This window comes from Niastella caeni, assembly GCF_004834005.1.
Lineage (GTDB): Bacteria > Bacteroidota > Bacteroidia > Chitinophagales > Chitinophagaceae > Niastella > Niastella caeni.
In genome coordinates this window covers 992434-1011605 of record NZ_STFF01000002.1, presented here as the reverse complement: position 1 = coordinate 1011605, position 19172 = coordinate 992434, and the positions used below count along the sequence as shown (strand labels likewise).

Here is a 19172-nt window from a genome sequence, read left to right as displayed (position 1 = left end):
CTTATGCTGCGCCATTCCAAGCCTTTTTCCCAATTACCTATTTGGGTAATTCCCACTGACAAACGTGCCAATTCATTTTCTTCATTTGCTTCTTTTTCGTTTCATGCCTCTTCTTTTGGCTGTTGTAATTCCTATCTCTTGAGGAATTTATTAACAGTTAAATTAATTACGCATGAACACAAAACAAACTTCACAACCATCTGATGAATTACCCAAAAAGATTGCATTAAATTTAAAAAGCCATGACTTTAAATGCATCACGCAGGCACATATATTATTATCAAAAGATCCTCCGCCCAACATCAGCATTGAAGGATTAGCCCTGGAAGTTGGCTTGAACCGAACGAAATTACAATACGGGTTCAGGCAGGTATATGGAATTAGCATATACGAGTTTCAGATCGAGAAACGAATAAAAAAAGCGAAGGAATTGTTGCTTACTACGCAAAAACCAGTGAAGGTCATAGCATCACTGAGTGGTTATAGTACCGGCAGCAGCTTTGTTTCGGTTTTTAAAAAAACGGTTGGCCTGACGCCTTTACAATTCAGGAAGCAATTCAACGGCATCGTTTAACCATCGCCATGACTATTTTGATTGTACCCGTTATACTTATTTTTTAAATTATCATTTAACCATTCACCGGGGGTTTTGTTAAAAACCTCCTTAAAGTCTTTGTTAAAATTGCCCGGGTTCCTGTAGCCGCATTGCAATGCCACTTCTTTTACACTTTCAACCTCTGAGCTTAACAGGTCCCTGGCGGCTTCCATTCTTTTGATGAGCCGGTATCGTTTTATGGTCTGCTTTGTTAATTGCTTAAATGCTGTTTGCAGTTGATTTCTGCCCACATATAAGTCGGGCACCAATTGAGTTACGCTTTTACGGCTTAATGGATTACTGTCTATTGCCTTTTGCACGGAAAGCGCAGCAAGATGAATAAAATTAGCTGTTTCCTTTCTGGTCATGAGGATAGGTTTACTATGAAGAATAAATTCCAGGAAACAGGTTTCCTGGTTATAGCAAACCTTCATTCTAATTCATTACCATATAGAAACAGCTAACTACAAATTTCCTTTATTCAAAAAATAAAATTGTTCTGAAAAATTAAAACTTCAATACACTTTGTTACGGATCTTATACAATGCATCTACCAACGCATCAATATCAGCGCAGGTGTTATACACTGCCAGCGAAGGACGCACCGTACTTTCCACCCCAAAACGGCGTAATATAGGTTGAGCACAATGATGCCCTGAACGCACCGCAATGCCTGCCTTGTTCAGGTACGCGCCTACCTCTTCTGTTTTAAATCCATCCAACACAAAAGATAACACACCGGCTTTTTCGGCAGCGGTACCAATCAGGCGTAAGCCTTTAATCTGCTTCAGTAAATTAGTTGCATATACTAACAAGTAATGTTCATACTCATTAATTAAATCAATACCAATTTTTGTTACATAATCAATGGCAGCGCCCAAACCAACGGCATCGGCAATATTGCCGGTACCAGCTTCAAAACGCGCTGGTGAATTTTGATATACGGTCTTTTCGAAAGTCACATCCTTTATCATGTTTCCCCCACCCTGCCACGGTTGCGTTTCATTCAACAAGGCTTCCTTGCCATATAATACGCCTATGCCTGTAGGACCAAAAACTTTATGCCCTGAAAATACATACCAGTCACAATTCAGCTCCTGTACATTAACGCGCATATGTGATACAGCCTGCGCGCCATCTACTAACACTTTTGCACCAACGGCATGCCCCATGGCTACTATTTCTTTTGCAGGCGTTACCGTACCCAGCGCATTAGACACTTGTGTGAATGATACTAACCTGGTTTTTGGGTTCAACAATTTTGCATATTCATCTAGTAAAAGCTGGCCATCATCGTCAACCGGAATAACACGCAGTACCAGACCCTTTCTGGCAGCCAGTTGTTGCCAGGGCACAATATTGGCGTGATGCTCCAGGTAACTGATAATAATTTCATCGCCAGCACGGAGGTTTTCATCTCCCCAGCTTTGCGCCACGAGGTTGATCGCTTCAGTTGATCCACGCACAAATACAATTTCATTTACCGATGAAGCATTCAGAAACGCCTGTACTTTTTTACGGGCATTTTCATAGGCATCTGTGGCCCTTGCAGCCAGTTCGTGCGCGGCCCTGTGAATATTTGAATTCTCATGCTCATAAAAATAACTCAACCGATCAATAACCTGTTTAGGCTTTTGCGTGGTAGCTGCATTATCAAGCCATATCAATGGCCGGCCGTTAACCCTTTCCCGAAGTATTGGAAAATCAGCCTTAATGCTTTCTACATCAAATGGCGCATGCGCATTTGCGGGTAAGCTTTTAATTGCCTGTATTGACTGTTTACCAGACAGGAAATAAAAAACCGGTTCAGAAAGATTTGAAACACCTGGCAATTGCGCATCAGGATTGTATGAACTGATATTATTCAGCACCTGCTGCAATTGAACCTCATAAGATGACAGGGTTTCAAATTGAAATGGAGAGTGTACAAAAGGTTCCTGCCTGGTGTATTGCGTTCCTGGTTGCGAATGCGCATTCGCAGCATATGTGTCAGTATTTTTTAGTGAAGGAGAAATGCCGCTACCGGCAACTGATTTGGGAATTTGCCCATCCACAAAATGAGGGTCGGGCAAACTGGTTTGTGGTTCATTTATACTAAACGCATTCCCCTGTTCTAATGCGGATGGCGAAATACCACTGCCCGCTATTGATTTTGGAATGTCCTCATTGGGTAGTACTTTAAAAAACCGGTTGGCTAACTGCTCCAGTATTTTTACATCAGGCCCCCCATTTGAATCCACCCCATTTGAATGTTGATGATTCGTGCTCATACATTAATAATTGTATTGATGATACTTTCCTACTTCAACATCATCCAGTACCGCAAGGGCATCGTCGACCAATACGGCCAATGAACAATACAATGAAACGAGATAAGAGGCAATTGCCTGGTGGTTGATTCCCATAAAGCGAACTGACAAACCAGGAGACTGTTCACCCGGCAAATTGGGCTGATAAAGCCCTACCACACCCTGGCGGCTTTCACCGGTGCGTAGTAATAATATTTTTGATTTACCATCTTCAATAGCAATTTTATCGGATGGAATTAAGGGAATGCCACGCCAGGTAAGGAACTGAGAACCAAATAATGAAACTGTGGGCGGTGGTACTCCGCGGCGGGTACATTCTCTACCAAACGCGGCTATAGCATTTGGATGCAATAAAAAGAACCCCGGTTGTTTCCAGACTTTTGAAATCAATTCGTCCAAATCATCTGGTGTAGGAGCACCAGAGCGGGTACTTATCCTTTGTTGCGGCGCAACGCTGTGTAACAGACCGTATTCGGGGTTGTTGATCAGTTCACTTTCCTGACGTTCTTTGATGGTTTCAATGATAAGGCGTAATTGTTCACCAATTTGATTGTAAGGTTTGCTGTACAGATCAGAAACCCGGGTATGCACATCCAGCACTGTGTTAACGGCGCTTAACATATATTCCCGGGGCGCCTCGATGTAGTCAACATAGGTTTGCGGCAACTCCCGTTCATCTCGAGCGGAACAATCAACCTGCACACTGCTGGCGTCCTTTACTTTATTGAGCCGGTAAATACCAGATTCCACCGGTATCCAATTAAGTAAATGCGTGAGCCAACGGGGTGTAATGGTGATCATCTGAGGAACTGTACGGGTAGCGATCGCCAATTGCCGCGCCGCTACGTCGCCAAGGGCAGTTAGTTTTTTTGTTAATTCAGCCATGACATAAAGATTATATGAAAGAATAAAAATGATCAATGTAAGATGTATAACGGCCAATCCCTTACCCCCAAAGACGAATACATATTAATTCGCATATATTGCCTACTGTTTTTGTAGGTTTCTAAAATCACAAGAGTGAACCTGATTTGAAGTTAAATAAATTAAACAAACAATTTTATTTTTTAGTCTACTATTTTTGTATACTATTTAGTAAGTTTGTTATTATTGCAGTACAAAGTTTCCTCTTAACAACATATTTATGACCATCAAGGAATTTCAAGAACTAAGCAAACACGAACAAATTCAGGTAATTAAAGAGCATGGTGTATTCCTTGCAGACAGGGTTGTATCGGGTAACAGGTTGTTTCTATATATTGTCAATACCTTTTATGTTGAACTTTTGCATGAGTTTTCGAATATCAACAGTAAGGGTATTGTGATTACGCGTGCTTTTGATAATGAATCGGAATTGGCAGATTATACAGATAAAACCGATGCCAGCAGGCCTATAAGAAAATAAATCAAGCTTATCCGGTCAGCCAAAAAGGATCATCAGCAATGATGGTCCTTTTTTAATTATACAATTACCCTTTCTGGCTTGTACTTCAAGATAAATTACATCATAACTGTAATGCTAACCTGTTTTTAAAAAAAGTGCATTCCTCATACTAAACTGTGCAGATAGCAACATTTTCGTTTTATAACTTGCATATAGAATTTAGGGACAACGAAATTTATTGATTATTTAGTCCATTTATTTTGTATAGTATTATAATAATTCCATTATCAGAATTTAACTACCATTCTATGAGCGCTATAACCTTGTCTGGCAATAAGCCAAAAAGAAAACTTGTTGCAGAAATCATTGCTTCATTGCTTTTGATCTTCTTTGTTCATACTCTAATCAGCAGTTATGTTCAGCTACAAAGCCTCAAAAATTTATTGGGCTTCTATACCTCTAACAGAGATGCAATAGCGTGGATAATGTTAGTATCTGAATTTATAATTGTGACACTTCTTTACTTCCCACAAACCAGAAAAATCGGATTTATTGCAAGTATTTTATCCTCGCTATTAGCAGGATATATAATTCTAAAGTACCCGCACTTTCCGCATGATTTCGGAGGAATAATAAATTATCTCTCCAGTTCCAAACAAATCCTGCTATATAGTTTACTGTTAGTGCTATCCATAACAGGAATTCTTCTGATAAAAAAGGAAAATAATAAAACAGAATCCGAATCTCAATCAATCGTTTATACCTGATTCATTACTAACAGCCGGCCTTAGTTATGCAAATCATTTATTTATAACCTTAAAACTTTGTTTATGAAAAAACATCTTTTCCCCTTAATTGCATTGATCCTTGGTATTGCAGGAAGTTCATTTACAACAAAATCATGTATCGACATTTATTTTATTTATATCAGCGGAGCCCAAAATGTCAGATCAAATTATACACAAACCAGCACCGCCCAATCGACAGTAGTAGGAACTGCGATCCTTATCTGGATACGCATTTGTGATGATAATGGAACAGTTACCGATACTGAATTTAATGACGCATTTGAATTTATGGACGTAACTAATGATTCGCTGAATACACTGGATGATGATGAAGAAGGCGAGGAATCATATAATGGCAGAGAATATCAAATAGAAAAAGGAGAAGAATAATACTCAAATTTTTATTGGCCAATAATCCTGACCGGGTTGGCCGGCTACGGTCAGGAAGCGATCCCTTATCGCTAATCCTTAAGGAAAAGGGGAATGCTGAAAACCTTTAAAAGAGTAGGCACAAACATTCATTAACTTTTAAACTTGATTCTTTTATGAAACGCAACCTATTAGGAATTTTAAGCTTAGTGTTAGCAATTACTATCAGCTCTTTTACTACAAAGAAAACAGTAACGGTTTACCTGGACTATAACGGTAGCGGCAATCACGACGTATTAGGCAACTACACTTATCCTGCAAGTGTACAAAACCCAATATCTGGAGACAGTTTCTTGGCTTGGATCAAAATTGTTGACGATAATGGAACTATTACTACCGATGAATTTGCAGCTGCTTATGATGTTTTGGACAGATCTACTACACCCAATTCATCTTTGAATGACGCGTCAGATACAGAAGGAACCTTTGGCAACTACCAATTAGAAAGAGAAGACTAGTAAAATAAACAAGCCGGTACAGGATTAAAACCCTAACCGGCTTATTTTATAATGCTCTATTATTTTATAACCTGAATATCATCAACATTTAAAAGAAAATAAACAACATTCCATTTTGCTTTCGGGTCCCAGTCTTCATTTCCTTTATAGGGAACTTCAACGATCGCTATATTAATCGGAATGCCTCCTTTTGCTTGTGCACTAAAAGTAGCAATCTTATACAGGCATTTCAAGCTATCCAGCTTTTTTGATAATTCAATCACTGTTCTCCTTCTATTACCATCAAATATAGTCATTTGGCTTGGGATGCTTTTCCAATCATAATTCCTCCGGATCTCTTTATATTTCTCTTCTCCTACTTGTAAAACAATTTCATTTTTTGCTTGTTCCCAAATTTCATCGATAATCAACATGGCTTTATTTTTCCAGTTTACTACTTTAACCGGCTCCTTTGATTTTAAATTTGATTGAGACTGTATCAAGTTGGCGGAAAAAAGACAAACCCAAAACAATGTTGCAAATTGCATTATTTTTTTCATAATCATTATCGGGGATTTTGTTGTAGACTACTATATTGCATAATACTCTGAGGTATCAAAAAAACGTATCTCGAATCATTAGGTATGAGGGTATAAATCTGACCATTTAGATTGCGTTTTAAAGTAATTGCCCTTCCCGGCTCTTTATTTAACCTTCTTATATCAGACCATCTGACACCTCTGTATAACATTTCCTTTTTTCTTTCTTTTAGGATAATATCCAGAGCTACCTCGGCCGAAGGGGCGGTGATTGGAACATAGGTTCCGGTTTTAAAACGCTTTACTAGTAACGTGTTTAAATCCTGCAAGGCCGCATCTTTATTTCCCAATCTTGCGTTGGCTTCTGCGCGGATCAAATACACTTCAGCCGTTCCAAGCCCTACAAATAGACCTGCGGATCCATTGTATGAACCTTTAAACCTTTTTGAACCGTCAGAATTGCTCCTTGCAAAAGCAGCCCTACGGATATCATTACTAGCGTAGGAAGTATAAATTGTCGTATCAAGCTTAGCCCTGGAACTGAAAGTGAGGGAAGCCTCGTCATTTAGATAGAGGATGATCTCAGGATTTAATACGCCCTTATTTTTAAATGGCTCCGTAAGTAGGGTATCAATCTGTTGCGGGTCATTATAGTCGATAAGCGTGGCATACAACTGTAAGCACTGATCAGCTGCGTTTCTTGCATTGGAATAGTCTCCTTTCTGCAGATATACCCTTGCCAAATAAGCCAAAGCGGCAGCCCTATTGGGCCTGGTCTTATACTGTGTGGTAATTGGCAGCAACTGTGTGGCTGCTGTAAGGTCACTTATTATTTGATCATAAGTCTGTGAGACACTTGCCCTTTTACTAGGCTTATTAAAATCGGCATCGATACGGAGGGGAATTCCAAGATCAGAATTTGCTGTAGCAGCATCATATTGAGGTGCAAATATTTGAGCAAGTTGATAAAAGCAATTGGCCCTGTGAACAAGAGCGCCGCCTTTTATTTCATCAGCCTGAGTACCAGGAGATTTGGCAGCGATGTTTGGCCAGTTATCAAGAATGGTATTTGCTAGCGAAACGTTTAAATAAAACACGTTCCAGTCTGAAATATCGTCAACATTAGTGTCCCATATGTAACCGTATTTTCGAAGCTCATCCAAAAATTCCCAATCGGAGTAGATAACATAAAACTCATCTGCTGCTGTTCCTCCCATTCGGGCTGCTCCTTTTCTGTAAAATTCACCATTGTCTAACAAGGCTTGTAAATCTGTAATAGTTTCAGGAGTAGAAAGATTTTGATTTGGCTTTTCATCCAAATATTTTTTACATGAAAAACAGGTTATTGAAAGTAAACTACAAAGTATAATGTGGAGTATATATGGGTATTTCATTTGTTTAAGGTAATTTGTCAATGAAAAGGTTGTTGTTAAAAATCCACTTTCACCCCAGCCGTAAACGTTTTGGGAACAGGATACAAAGCATTTCCAGAATTATAAATTGGGTCCAACCCCTCCTTATTAGCCCTCCAAATGATGGCCAGATTTTCTACATTTCCATACACCTGAACTTGCTTTACAGGAAAGGCTTTACGTCTCTGGGTCAGAAGATCGTAACCTATCCGGATATTTTGCAGACGGATGTGATCTCCTTTCAAAACATTAACAGAGGAATAAGCATAAAAATCATCCCTTCGGGTAGTTGAAACCGAATATGAAAGGCTTGGGATGGTGGTGAATTCCTCGTCGCCCGGATTCATCCATCTCTTTGAATAGTCTGTATGAGTAATACCGGCATTGATCAAGCCAGTATAAGTGATACTACTTTTGCGAAAATAGAATCCTAAATAATAATTAATATTCACGAGGAGTGACACCCCTTTATACTTAAAAACATTGTTGAAAAAGCCGAAGGATGTTGGTATTGCCGAACCATGATAGATAATATTTGCAGTATCAGAGTTAGGCTGGTTGAAAATTTTCAAGTAATCTTTCGATACTTTAGTTCCAAGATAACCCATAGGATCTCCGTTGGTAGGGTCAAGACCGGCAAACCGGTAACTGGAAATTGAATAAGGTGATTTCCCTCGAAATGCAGCAATCCTCATCCCACTTGAAGCAACAATGGTTGACACCGGATTATTTTTATCCAACTGGTCGGCGTCTGCATAGCCCGTTACTTTATTGGAGATATAACTATAACCTAACTCTGTGTTCCATTGAAATTTCCCGGTTAAGTTGGCAGAATTAATATTAACATCTACACCAAAACCGGTCATTGAAGCACTATTAGATTTTACTGATGTTCTTCCAGTAGTAGCATCCATTGGGGCGTCCCAAATCAAATTCTTCGACTTTTTATTGTACACATCGATGCTACCACCTACTCGGAAAGCAAGCCTATAATCAAAACCCAGATTAATTTGTCTGAGCGTCTCCCAACTAAGTTCAGGATTTGCCATACTGGAAATGTTAGCAGATATTTGATTAATGACATTACCTGGGGTATTGGCCGGTATATAGGTAATGATTGTTCTTGGAGAGAGAGAATTGTTGACATTACCCTGATAGCCAAAAGTGGCCCTGAGTTTTAGATACGTTAAAAGTTTCGATTTGTAAAAAGATTCGTCGCTAATATTCCAGGCTCCACCAACTGTCCACAAAGGCTTCCATTTGTTGTTAATGTTAACCCCAAACAAGTTGGCAGCATCCCTTCTTCCACTGGCGCTTAGGGTGTATTTCCCTCCATAAGTGTAGGCTGCATTTCCGTAAATAGATACAAACCGATCAGTAGTTAATGTACGACCTGATACATTAGGAATTTGAGAGGTACCTCTGCCTCCATAAAGATTATAGTTATTAATATAATCAACATTACCGTTTGAATACGTATTAGGATCAAAACCATAGAGCCTTTCAACCCGTATACTCATTTTTCGTTCTCTTAGCTCAGAACCTACGATAGCAGTTATCTGATGTTTTGTATTCCAGGATTTATTAAAGTTAAGTTGGGTTCTACCCTGGTGGGAGGTCAGATCCGTTACATTCGAATTCATGATACCACCGCGAGGAATATTATAGATAATATTATTCCCGCTTATCTGGCTGTACAAGTTTATTAGATTTCTGGTAAAGTACATTTCCTTACTAAGAAAATTATCCTGCGTACCGTTCGTATGCTGATATTGGTAGTTGGTTTGAATAGAAAGAAATTTCATTAGCGAGTAGTTGGCTCCCACATTAAGCAGCAAATCCTGCAATCTGGATGTATTATCTGCATTTTGCAATTCCTGAAGTGGCCGGAACTTCCAATCTAAGAGTTTGCCTGCACCCGCTGTATCAGTGTATCCTGAACGGTAATCTTTTGCGATTGCCAGTGGCAAGTCCTGATCATTAGCTAAGGAGGCGTAAGGGTACAACCTCCTGCTATCGGTGTTATAACCGTTGTCTCCAAAGTTGCCGAGGCTGTTGTTGTTGGCGCTGCTACTGGTAAATGCAATGTCAAGACTTAAGTCTAACTTTTTAATGGGTGAAAATGAATTGTTGGATCTCATCGTAAGCCGCCGGTATTGATTACCTACTTGATTGCTTTTCATTTCATCATAGCCAGCCATCAAAGAATATTTTAGTAGTGAAGCACCTCCGCTGAGGTTAACAGCATATTGATGGTTAACACCTGTCCGATAAATATATTTTTCAAAATAATTGCGAACGTCTCCACCTCGCAAAGTATCGATTTGATTTGCTGAGTCAGACGGCGAAATGGCATTGATCGTTCGCTTTCTGAGTATATCAATTACGGGAGATACTGTCGGATAATTTGGATTGGTTAAAATGCTATTAAAGTATCCAGTTTTGTAAAGCCCAATTTCAAAGTCAATGTATTGCGAAGGACTCATCGTAGGATATTTAAAAAGATCAGGTCGCTGTATGATTTGTACATTTTTCGTCAGGTTTAATTTGAAAGCCTGATTATACTTTCCCCTTTTGGTAGAAATCACAATGACTCCATTACCAGCCCTTGCACCATAAATGGATGCTGCTGAGGCATCTTTTAGAATAGTAATACTTTCTATATCGTTAGGATTAATATTATTAATATCTCCATCATAAGGGAAGTTGTCCACGACGATCAGTGGCGTCTTGATGGACTCCGTCATAGTATTCAAACCTCTAATTAGAATAGAATTTGCTGATGTAAAAATCTGATTGGGGTTTGAGGATCGTCTGTCAAATAAAACTCCTGTTGTGACACCTTCCAACCGGCTCAAAATATCTATTCCAGCTTTCCTGTTAAGTTCTTCATTGTTCACGAATTCGAAGGAACCTGTTGCTCTTTCTTTGGGAACCTGTTGATACCCGGTATTTAAGGTAACTGTAATATCGTCCAATGCGCTGATCTTAGTTTTCAAATTTATTACCAACTCCGACTTCCCACTTACCTTCAGCTCAAAAGATTCCATGCTAATATGTGTGAATACAAGTATTGCATTCGGATCAACAGTAACCAACGAAAATTCTCCATTCCGATCGGTAACCGCACTTTTGGAAGCTCCTTTAACAGTAATGGTCACCCCCTCCACCGGATCCCCTTTCTCATTTACCACCCGCCCCCTCACATCTATAAATGGAGGAGCATTTTCATTTACTTCTAAACCTGAGATGGAATGCTCTCTCTTCACCGGCCGTATCGCCACATTCTTCCCAACGATCTCATACGTTAATTGCTGGTCTTTCAGGCATATTTCCAATACCGTTTTTAAATTGGCATTGGTAATTTGAATGGTAACCTTTTTGCCTTTTACATATTGCGGCCGGTAAAGAAATGCAATATCAGTTTGCGTGGTTATTGCATTGAAGACCTGCTCAATGGGCGCATTATTAAATGAAAGGCTGATCTTTTCCTGCCCCCAACCTTTGGCAGAAACCTGGAGTGTAGCAGCCAGTAGTAAAATGCCGGTTATTCTCATAACCAATCCAATTTTTTGAATTTCTCTTTTTAGCAGAAATAGTTTCGGTTCAGTACCGGCAAAAACCGGCGCTTTGCAAGGAACAAAATCTTGCATAACTTTAGTTTGGGTTAATTAATAAATACCAGTCAGTATAGTTGGTTAACCTTTTACACCGGTGGTTTTAACGGAACTGCCGGTTTTTTTATCCTTATCAGGCAAGGTTAACTCGTAGGTTAGGTTGAAATGGTTATTATCTTCAAGTGGTTTGCAAGCGTCAGTCGATGTGGATAGGTGGGAATAAGGCTTGATTAAAATTTGAGGCGCTATGTATTACGGATCTTATTTATTGAGCTTTCAGGATCAGTTTCCGCCCTTCAATCCTGGTATTTACATCAATGGCAGCAAGGAGTTTTAAGACCTCTGAAAGATTCGAGCTTCTATGAATATTTCCACTGATCTCTATATTCGCCGCACTACCTTCAAACACAACCTCTATATTATACCAACGGGCAATATTTTTCATGGCTTCCGAAAGCTTGTCTTCTTTAAACCTGAAATATCCCTGCCTCCACGCTGTAACTTTATCTACATCTACATTATCCAGAATTTTTATTTCATTGGCGATAACCTGTGCTTGTTGTCCGGGTTTTATCTGCTTTCCCTGATCTCCTTTCGATACTTTTACCAAACCCTCAACCAGTGTAGTTTTAACAGCCTCTTCATCCTCATAAGCATTCAGGTTAAATTTCGTTCCCAACACATTTACATAAATACCTCGTGCCATTACAGTAAAAGGCTTGTCGGCATCATGAGCTACTTCAAAAAACACTTCACCCGTAATTTCCACCTGCCTTTTATCGCCTGTAAATAAAACGGGAAAGCGGATGGATGATTCGGAGTTCAACCATGCGACTGAGTTATCGCTTAACTTTAAATGATAAGTCTGCCCTTTGGCTGTTGACAAAGTATTCCAAAGAACGGCTCCCTCCTGCCCTCCCTTGTTGGGCGCGGAATAAACCAGTTCCCCTTTCTTATTTATTATCTGTGCATTACCTTGTTTGGCTAATTGTCCCAATGCTGCACTATCCAATACAATTGATCTGCCATCTGATAGTTTCAGCGTGGCTTTATGCGTACCTGGTGTAATATCTTGTTTTGCTTTTGAAGTATTAACTAAGTCGGTACCAGGTTCTTGTTTTTTTCTGAGTATATATATAGTAGTTATTGAAAGCAGCACCAGAATGGCTGCCGCAACGGAAAGCCTGGGCCAGATCGATCTTATTTTAGTTGCTGTCGTTTGTTGATCCGAATCAATCAATGCATTTATTTTTCGCTGCGCTACTTCATCCGGATCAATTTTATAAGCGTCGCTTATTGCCGATAACAAATATTCATCATTGGTTAATTTTTCAAATATGTGTTGATTGCTTTCTGATTGCGTCTTCCATTCTTCCAGCTCCTGCCTTTCCCGGCTGTTCAGTTCTTCTTTCAGATACTTATGTATCAGCAATGCGATGTCTGTCATAAAGATTAATTAACTGGCATTACAATTAGTCACAATAAGTCCTTTTCAAGGCTTATTATCAATAAGACAGTTGAAAGTCGCCGTTGTCCCGAAAAAATAAAAAAAATATAATGTTAGCTTAATGAGAGGTCAGGTTGAAGTTGGGGGATGTTGCGGATCAAGTCAATCGACCCGGTTTTAAATCTCTGTTGCTCATTCAGTAAGAGGGAGAACTTGTCCTGTATACATATTCGTACATGGGGAAAAACGAAAGATCATGTTCAAACTTATTACCTGGGCTATGACTGATGTAATATAATGTTGTAAATGTAGTGGGAGATTCGAGTGATTAAATGGCGCTATTATTCACAAAATTGTTTTGCTAAATGTGTTCCGGATCATTTCCAAATTAAAATGCGCAGAAGTAGCCGCCTGTTGATATGTAATAAACTTATTTACCACATTGTTTATTCGAATCGAGTTACGCGTAATAACATCCAGGTACATTTTAAGGTCATTGTCCTCTATTAAAGACTCAAGCATTTCAACCGATAGATTGATATGGCCCAATAGATTCCGGACTTCCTGCGCCATCAAATAAACAAATTGGCCGCGATAATATTTCAATATTGCAGGAATCAGGGGTGTAAAAATATTATCATTGTCGGTGACCATACCTCTATATGAATGGAATAAAATAGAAGGATGATAATCAGGTGCAGTCGTACCCCTAAATGAAATTGTTGGTATATTCATAATATGCTATTTTAACCAGGTATAGCAAAAGTGGCGATTTTTACTCGCAGCGCTGTTATAGCATTCTATGAATTAATTATATAATTCACACATTCAATTAATGCATTTACTCGTACCCGCTTTTAATCGTAGTCAAAATCATTTTAAACCGCCCGTTAGGCTTTATAAAATTTGGCGAATGTGCAGGTATGATAATTCCCTGGCCTGATTGGAGTAAATTAGTTATGTTATCAATAACGATCTCTGCCTTGCCTTCAATGATCTGGGCAAAAACATCAAAGGGAGATGTCTTCTCCGTTAACCCTTCTCCACTGTCGAAAGACATTATACTTATGTTTCCGGTTGATTTTTTGATAATTGTTTTGATTACCACCGAATTAGGTACATACTCAATAATTTCAACAATGATGTGTGATTTTGATTTTTCGAGTTCTATATTTTCTGATCTCTGGTTTTTATTTTCGTTATCCATAATCTGAAATTTATTTGAATGATCCTTATTTCCATAGAATCGTCATGTGAAGAAGTTGTACTATAATAAAAAAGGGCCAGGATAAAGATCCAGCCCTGATTTAATCCAATATCCTATGAAAAACCAGAACAAAGATAGTGGCCTGATTTCATGGCGCATTATATGATTATTTAAATATGTTATATAATTCACACATTACTCATTTAAAGCGGTTATTGCCTGCGCATTATGCTTCACCAATGCGCAAGGTGACATCTAATGGACTGTTTTCTCCTGCATAAGGCCTAGTAGTGCGGCAACAATTGCAACAACTAGCAGCAAGTGAAAGGCGCCCCCGGTATGAAATCCAAGAACTCCAACAAGCCATCCAATAATGAAGATGAAAGCAACGATATAGAATAAATGCCTCATAAAAACTATTTATTATTAATTAAAGAATCGTCAGTAGATAGTACTGACGAACCTGATTATTCTCACTTGCATGACGATGATCATCTTCGGTTGTGATTATTCTTCTGTTGCGTATGATCTCATTCTCCAAACTTAAGTTTGGAAAAAATCGCCGTTGGATGGATAAAACGAGCGGTTGATTGTAAAAGGAAAGGATAGCTACAGAGCCTCGATAATTTGTTGCAATTCTTCTTTGGTTTTATCCAGTTTAACCTGAAGGTTTGCTAACATTTCGTTTTTCCTGCCTATCTCAAAAAACAAATCCTTATCTGTAAGTGCAGGAAATTTCTTCTTAAGTTTTGATTTCTGGTCATTCCAGTTTCCTTTTAATCCTGAGTTGATTGTCATTTTACGTTGTTTTTTAATAAAAGCTAATTGTGTAAAGGTGAACCTGTTTTTGATGATAATTGTTACATAATTAAACAAATAAATTACATCATTCACACATATAAGCGTGGTAGCTATTTAGTGTTTGAATTACTGGAAGTCGAGTGACATTTTTTAAGTAACTTTGTTTAAATTTTCCCAGAATATAGTAAGATTGACAATACAGGGAATGATCATAAGCCCTCCTCTTTTTTTCTATTCTCCGCAAAGTTTTAATCAATCGGTTAAGTTATAAAATCATGGTTTGTGCTTTGAACGATAATTATCATCTCAAAGTTTTAATTGAACATTTAAAAACACATTATGCAAAAAGTACTGTTATTAACTTCGATTAGTTTGTTGGTTTTTTGTATGTCTGTATCTGCGCAAAAGGTGAATACAGATTCCCTTTCCTTAGTAGCTAGAATTAGCTCGGATCAATTGCAACTGGGCAAACTACAAAATCAAGTTGAACAAAAAACAAAAAACAAACAAGACGCTTCAGAGCAGGCACAGAAATCTGCGAATGAAAATTCAAACGCAGCAGATAAATTAAGCGATAACCCTGAGAATAAGAAGTTGGCCAGAAAAGCCAATAATAAAGCAGGTGCTGCCAAGAGCGATTCCAGAAATGCCAGGAGAGAATCTGACAGATTGGATAAATTGGATAAGGACATCCAGGATCTAAAAAACAGGATAGCTGATAATCAAGTCAAATTAAATAAGCACATACAAAATGGGGCTAATCGCGCAACACCCGATACGCCTCAGTATTAGTATAACTTCGAGTAATGTTTTTTTTTTAAGGAAGAATATTCATAAGAATTAAGGCACATTACGCTGTCGTAGTTTTGTCTTCTGTTTCATTCCAGTTTCCTTTTAATCCTGTTTTGATTGTCACATTATTTTTGTATTCAATAAACGTATGTAACACCTTAAGCTTTTCAATAATTTTATTTTTCAGACTACTGTGAAACCTGATTTTTTTAACTTCCTGCAGGGCGCATTCATAATTAATTACTGCTTCCTCAAAATGCCCGCTATTTTCATTCCTTAGCGCCTTAACAAATAATTCAACGGAAATATTCCTTTTCCGTAAAAACAAAGAACGAAATACAAGGAATATGATTGCTAACATTATTAATAAAAAAAAGTAGTAATAAAATGGCATATACATAATTATTAAGTGCCGATATAGACACCTGTAAAGGTGAGCACTTTTATTTTAATACTTGTTACATTTGCGTACGAAAGAATTACATGATTCACACATGCATAAAAAAGGTTACAATTTCACTTATCGCCCGGCCTGGAGCGTCGGTTATCCTCAGGCTGTTTAAAATCATAGGCTGGTCCAATAAAACGGATTTGTTGGACGCTCAGTAAATATTGTTACTATTATCGCTGTTAACCTGAATAATGTCCGGCTCTTTTACGTAACTGTTATTGTACCTGAAACGCAGGTTGGTATCAATGGTGAGTTTGAAAGCATTGTGCTGTAGTGATTTTCGGGGAAAATACATGAACCGTAATTCTATTGTACCAAACAATATATTCTCATTGCGTGTTCGTATACCCCCGCCTACACCAAAATAAAAGCCTGAATTTTCAGTATTTTTATGTTCAGGAGTGAAGAGTGCAATATCGGCAGATACAAATGTTGCGAATTTAAAGCCCAACATTTTGTATTTTAGAAAAAAGAATGTTTCTGAGTGCACACTCGAACGCTGGTGCCCGCTTGCTGAATCAGAAGAAATATATTGAAGTCCAAATACATTATTGATCCCCAGCGGTTCAAGACCAATGCGGTTAAATTGCTTCGTATAACTCAATCGCAGGTATTGCCGTATTTTTAAGTTTCTGTAGCTAAAAATACGGCTGAAGATGCTGGCGCCCATTAAAATGGTTGCATCCTGAATTTTGCTTTTGTTTAAAAATGTTTCTGTTCGTAAAAAGTACTGCCTCACATATCCCCTATTAGTTACATCATACAGATTGGCGTCGATTCCGGTATAGAGCCTTTCCATGTGCAACTGTTTATACCAGCCTGTAGTTAAAGCAATATTATAACCGTAAGGAACATCTTCTGTAATTCCAAAACCAAAAACGTAATTGGTTTTATAAAAATTTTGCTTAAAAAAAGTGAACTGGGCCAGGATGGCTTCCCGATTGTTGAACCTGAAATTGAATCCGTCGTTTACCTGGTAGGGAACCCGGTTAAACCTGTTTCGAAAATAACGAACGCTGATGAATTGCCTGTTCAGTATATTTTTAAGGAACAGGAATTTATGTACGCCCAGGTTATACCCAATCCATGCATCATACGTATCATAATGATAATAATAGAACAGACTATCAGGCTTTACGTAGTTATTATAAGTTTGGCTATGAGCAAGCTTAATAGCACCAGCAACATGCAGGTATTGTGATACCAGTGGCCTTTCGATGGCTATACGCCACGAATGTTCATGCGTGGTACCGTCGTACAGATCAGATTGGATCTTTGAATAGCCAATGGTTGCATTAATGAACGTTCTGCCGATACTATTTTTTTTGTATAGTATTTCATAACCAAAATGCGGATAGCGATTTTTTTCGAGCAACGTTGTAAACTGAATTTTTTGTGCCGTTCCCATTATATTGGCATCCCCTACTCTTGCTTTAAACCGTTCTTTGGTAGCGCGGCTGAGTTGAAATGTAATACTAAGGAAGTCTTTGGTAACAACTATCAAATCGATAGAATCAGGTTCATTCGCAATCGTATCTACGAATATGCGTGCATCATGTATATAATCCAGTGAACGAAGATATCGTTCATTATCTGCGACTAAATTAGCAATGAGCGCAGTTTTTTCTTTAATGAAAAGATTGTTGCGTATTATCCTCTCTTTTGTGATCCTATGCAGGTGTTTTACAAAATCTTTACCGAAATAACTGATTTCTTTTGCCGTATCTGTAAGTGTTTTATCAAACCCGAATTCTTTGATCTGTATATGCCTGATGCCTTTGCCCTGGTGAGGCAGAAAAGACGACTCATTTTTACTGATGAGCATACCCCGTTGCATGGATGTATCTACATTTCTTCGTATTATTATATTTAATAGAAACCGAGAAAAGGATATATTCTTTTTGGGTAAGTGATGTACCGTAGAATCCTTTATTTGAGCATACGAACAACAATAAGGAAGCAATGTAAAACAGAAAGCTATGCAAAGGCAAACAATATTTTTCGCCGTAAACATATTCAGTGAAGTTTCCTTTCCGGGGCGAATTACCTTAAATACGAAATGGTTCTATTATTGTTACAATCTTTTTAAAATAGTGCCTGAACTCTAAATAAGTTACATTTCATAAATCGTCCAACATGGAACGTCGTTTGTTCTTGAGTTGTTTGAAATGCGAAGGAGTGAGGCCGGTTACTTTCTTAAACTGAGCCGAAAGATGCGCCACACTGCTGTAATGCATTTTGTAAGCGATTTCCGTAAGATTCAGTTCATCATATACAAGTAATTCTTTTACCCGCTCAATTTTGTGAGCGATTAAGAATTGTTCAATCGTGGTGCCCTGCACTTCTGAAAAAAGATTGGCAAGATAGGTGTAATCGTGGTTTAATTTCTGGCTTAGAAATTCAGAAAAATTTATGGCCAATGGTTCCTCTGAATAATGCACCAATTCAATAATAACATTTTTTATCTTCTGTATCAATACACTCTTTTTGTCGTCCATTAATTCGAGGCCCGATTTCAACAACGCTGCCCTGATCTGATCATGTTGTTCGGTTGAAATTTTTTCCAAAACTTCTGCTTCCCCTAATTCCACTGAAGTATAATGCAATCCCAATTTTGTCAGCTCCTCTTTCACTACCATCTTGCAGCGGATGCAAACCATATTTTTAATGTATAGTTTCAAAGAAGATTGTTTATTAAATTAATATGGGTATACATATATGCCAGTCTGGATGGGAGGGAATCTGATAGACCGGATATGAGGCGGTCCGTACTTAAATGTACGTAAAATCTTCGTTATAATCTACTTAGGCAAGTAATTGATACTGATATGGGGCTATCTTGATTTTAAACTCATACCACGAGGTGCGGAACCCTCATTAATCCGCATGCCAGCAAATGTGTGAATGATATAACTTAATTATCTAATTGTATAACAGTTGTTTGGACTAATAGACTCAGTTTTG

Annotated in this window: 20 protein-coding genes; 6 read left to right on the top strand and 14 right to left on the bottom strand. The window is 38.3% G+C overall.

The genetic code is table 11. From position 1 onward, the window contains the following. Positions 1–172: 172 nt before the first annotated feature. A complete protein-coding gene (locus FAM09_RS11490) occupies positions 173–574 on the top strand; it encodes a helix-turn-helix domain-containing protein (RefSeq protein WP_136577229.1) in 402 nt (133 codons plus the stop codon). Here FAM09_RS11490 and FAM09_RS11485 read toward each other — a convergent pair. From FAM09_RS11485 to FAM09_RS11475, 3 genes are all read right to left on the bottom strand, one after another. Beyond that, positions 571–963: a helix-turn-helix domain-containing protein gene (locus FAM09_RS11485; protein ID WP_166437102.1), complete on the bottom strand. Its 393-nt coding sequence runs from the start codon at positions 961–963 to the stop codon at positions 571–573. The genes FAM09_RS11490 and FAM09_RS11485 overlap by 4 nt on opposite strands. A 147-nt stretch (positions 964–1110) precedes the next feature. Next, on the bottom strand, positions 1111–2865 hold the full coding sequence (locus tag FAM09_RS11480; protein WP_136577227.1) for a family 2A encapsulin nanocompartment cargo protein cysteine desulfurase: 1755 nt from the start codon (positions 2863–2865) through the stop codon (positions 1111–1113). A 3-nt stretch (positions 2866–2868) separates the two neighbouring features. Further along, positions 2869–3789, bottom strand: a complete 921-nt coding sequence (locus FAM09_RS11475; protein WP_136577226.1) for a family 2A encapsulin nanocompartment shell protein — start codon at positions 3787–3789, stop codon at positions 2869–2871. Positions 3790–4048: 259 nt separating this feature from the next. On the opposite strand from FAM09_RS11475, the gene FAM09_RS11470 reads away from it, so the two are divergent. From FAM09_RS11470 to FAM09_RS11455, 4 genes are all read left to right on the top strand, one after another. Beyond that, complete coding sequence (locus FAM09_RS11470) at positions 4049–4309, top strand: hypothetical protein (protein ID WP_136577225.1); 261 nt, start codon at positions 4049–4051, stop codon at positions 4307–4309. Positions 4310–4596: 287 nt separating this feature from the next. Next, positions 4597–5055, top strand: coding sequence for a hypothetical protein (locus FAM09_RS11465; RefSeq protein WP_136577224.1), 459 nt, complete (start codon positions 4597–4599; stop codon positions 5053–5055). A 63-nt stretch (positions 5056–5118) separates the two neighbouring features. Next, entirely contained in the window at positions 5119–5466 is a 348-nt protein-coding gene (locus FAM09_RS11460; RefSeq protein WP_136577223.1) for a hypothetical protein, read from the top strand. 155 nt (positions 5467–5621) lie between these two features. Further along, the gene (locus tag FAM09_RS11455) at positions 5622–5963 is read left to right on the top strand and encodes a hypothetical protein (protein WP_136577222.1); all 342 of its coding nucleotides are present in this window, start codon (positions 5622–5624) and stop codon (positions 5961–5963) included. Between the two features lie 59 nt (positions 5964–6022). Here FAM09_RS11455 and FAM09_RS11450 read toward each other — a convergent pair whose 3' ends face one another. The 8 genes from FAM09_RS11450 to FAM09_RS11415 all read right to left on the bottom strand — a co-directional run bounded on the left by FAM09_RS11450 (position 6023) and on the right by FAM09_RS11415 (position 14962). Beyond that, on the bottom strand, positions 6023–6502 hold the full coding sequence (locus tag FAM09_RS11450) for a hypothetical protein (protein WP_136577221.1): 480 nt from the start codon (positions 6500–6502) through the stop codon (positions 6023–6025). Between the two features lie 5 nt (positions 6503–6507). Further along, a complete protein-coding gene (locus tag FAM09_RS11445) occupies positions 6508–7875 on the bottom strand; it encodes a RagB/SusD family nutrient uptake outer membrane protein (RefSeq protein ID WP_136577220.1) in 1368 nt (455 codons plus the stop codon). Positions 7876–7910: 35 nt separating this feature from the next. Further along, the gene (locus FAM09_RS11440; RefSeq protein ID WP_136577219.1) at positions 7911–11546 is read right to left on the bottom strand and encodes a SusC/RagA family TonB-linked outer membrane protein; all 3636 of its coding nucleotides are present in this window, start codon (positions 11544–11546) and stop codon (positions 7911–7913) included. 229 nt (positions 11547–11775) lie between these two features. After that, complete coding sequence (locus FAM09_RS11435) at positions 11776–12957, bottom strand: FecR family protein (RefSeq protein WP_136577218.1); 1182 nt, start codon at positions 12955–12957, stop codon at positions 11776–11778. Between the two features lie 345 nt (positions 12958–13302). Further along, entirely contained in the window at positions 13303–13692 is a 390-nt protein-coding gene (locus tag FAM09_RS11430; protein WP_136577217.1) for a histidine kinase dimerization/phospho-acceptor domain-containing protein, read from the bottom strand. Between the two features lie 106 nt (positions 13693–13798). Beyond that, positions 13799–14164, bottom strand: coding sequence for a cupin domain-containing protein (locus tag FAM09_RS11425; RefSeq protein ID WP_136577216.1), 366 nt, complete (start codon positions 14162–14164; stop codon positions 13799–13801). A 255-nt stretch (positions 14165–14419) separates the two neighbouring features. Beyond that, positions 14420–14575 carry a lmo0937 family membrane protein gene (locus FAM09_RS11420; RefSeq protein ID WP_136577215.1) on the bottom strand — a complete coding sequence of 52 codons (156 nt, stop codon included), beginning with the start codon at positions 14573–14575 and terminating at the stop codon, positions 14420–14422. A 198-nt stretch (positions 14576–14773) separates the two neighbouring features. Further along, positions 14774–14962, bottom strand: coding sequence for a CsbD family protein (locus tag FAM09_RS11415; protein ID WP_136577214.1), 189 nt, complete (start codon positions 14960–14962; stop codon positions 14774–14776). Positions 14963–15304: 342 nt separating this feature from the next. Between FAM09_RS11415 and FAM09_RS11410 the strand changes: the two genes are divergently transcribed. Continuing rightward, complete coding sequence (locus FAM09_RS11410) at positions 15305–15757, top strand: hypothetical protein (protein WP_136577213.1); 453 nt, start codon at positions 15305–15307, stop codon at positions 15755–15757. A gap of 58 nt (positions 15758–15815) precedes the next feature. On the opposite strand, the gene FAM09_RS11405 is transcribed toward FAM09_RS11410, so the two are convergent. The 3 genes from FAM09_RS11405 to FAM09_RS11395 all read right to left on the bottom strand — a co-directional run bounded on the left by FAM09_RS11405 (position 15816) and on the right by FAM09_RS11395 (position 18889). Further along, on the bottom strand, positions 15816–16151 hold the full coding sequence (locus tag FAM09_RS11405; RefSeq protein ID WP_136577212.1) for a hypothetical protein: 336 nt from the start codon (positions 16149–16151) through the stop codon (positions 15816–15818). A gap of 208 nt (positions 16152–16359) precedes the next feature. Then, on the bottom strand, positions 16360–18045 hold the full coding sequence (locus tag FAM09_RS11400) for a hypothetical protein (RefSeq protein WP_136577211.1): 1686 nt from the start codon (positions 18043–18045) through the stop codon (positions 16360–16362). A 283-nt stretch (positions 18046–18328) separates the two neighbouring features. Beyond that, a complete protein-coding gene (locus tag FAM09_RS11395; protein ID WP_136577210.1) occupies positions 18329–18889 on the bottom strand; it encodes a helix-turn-helix domain-containing protein in 561 nt (186 codons plus the stop codon). Positions 18890–19172 lie beyond the last annotated feature (283 nt).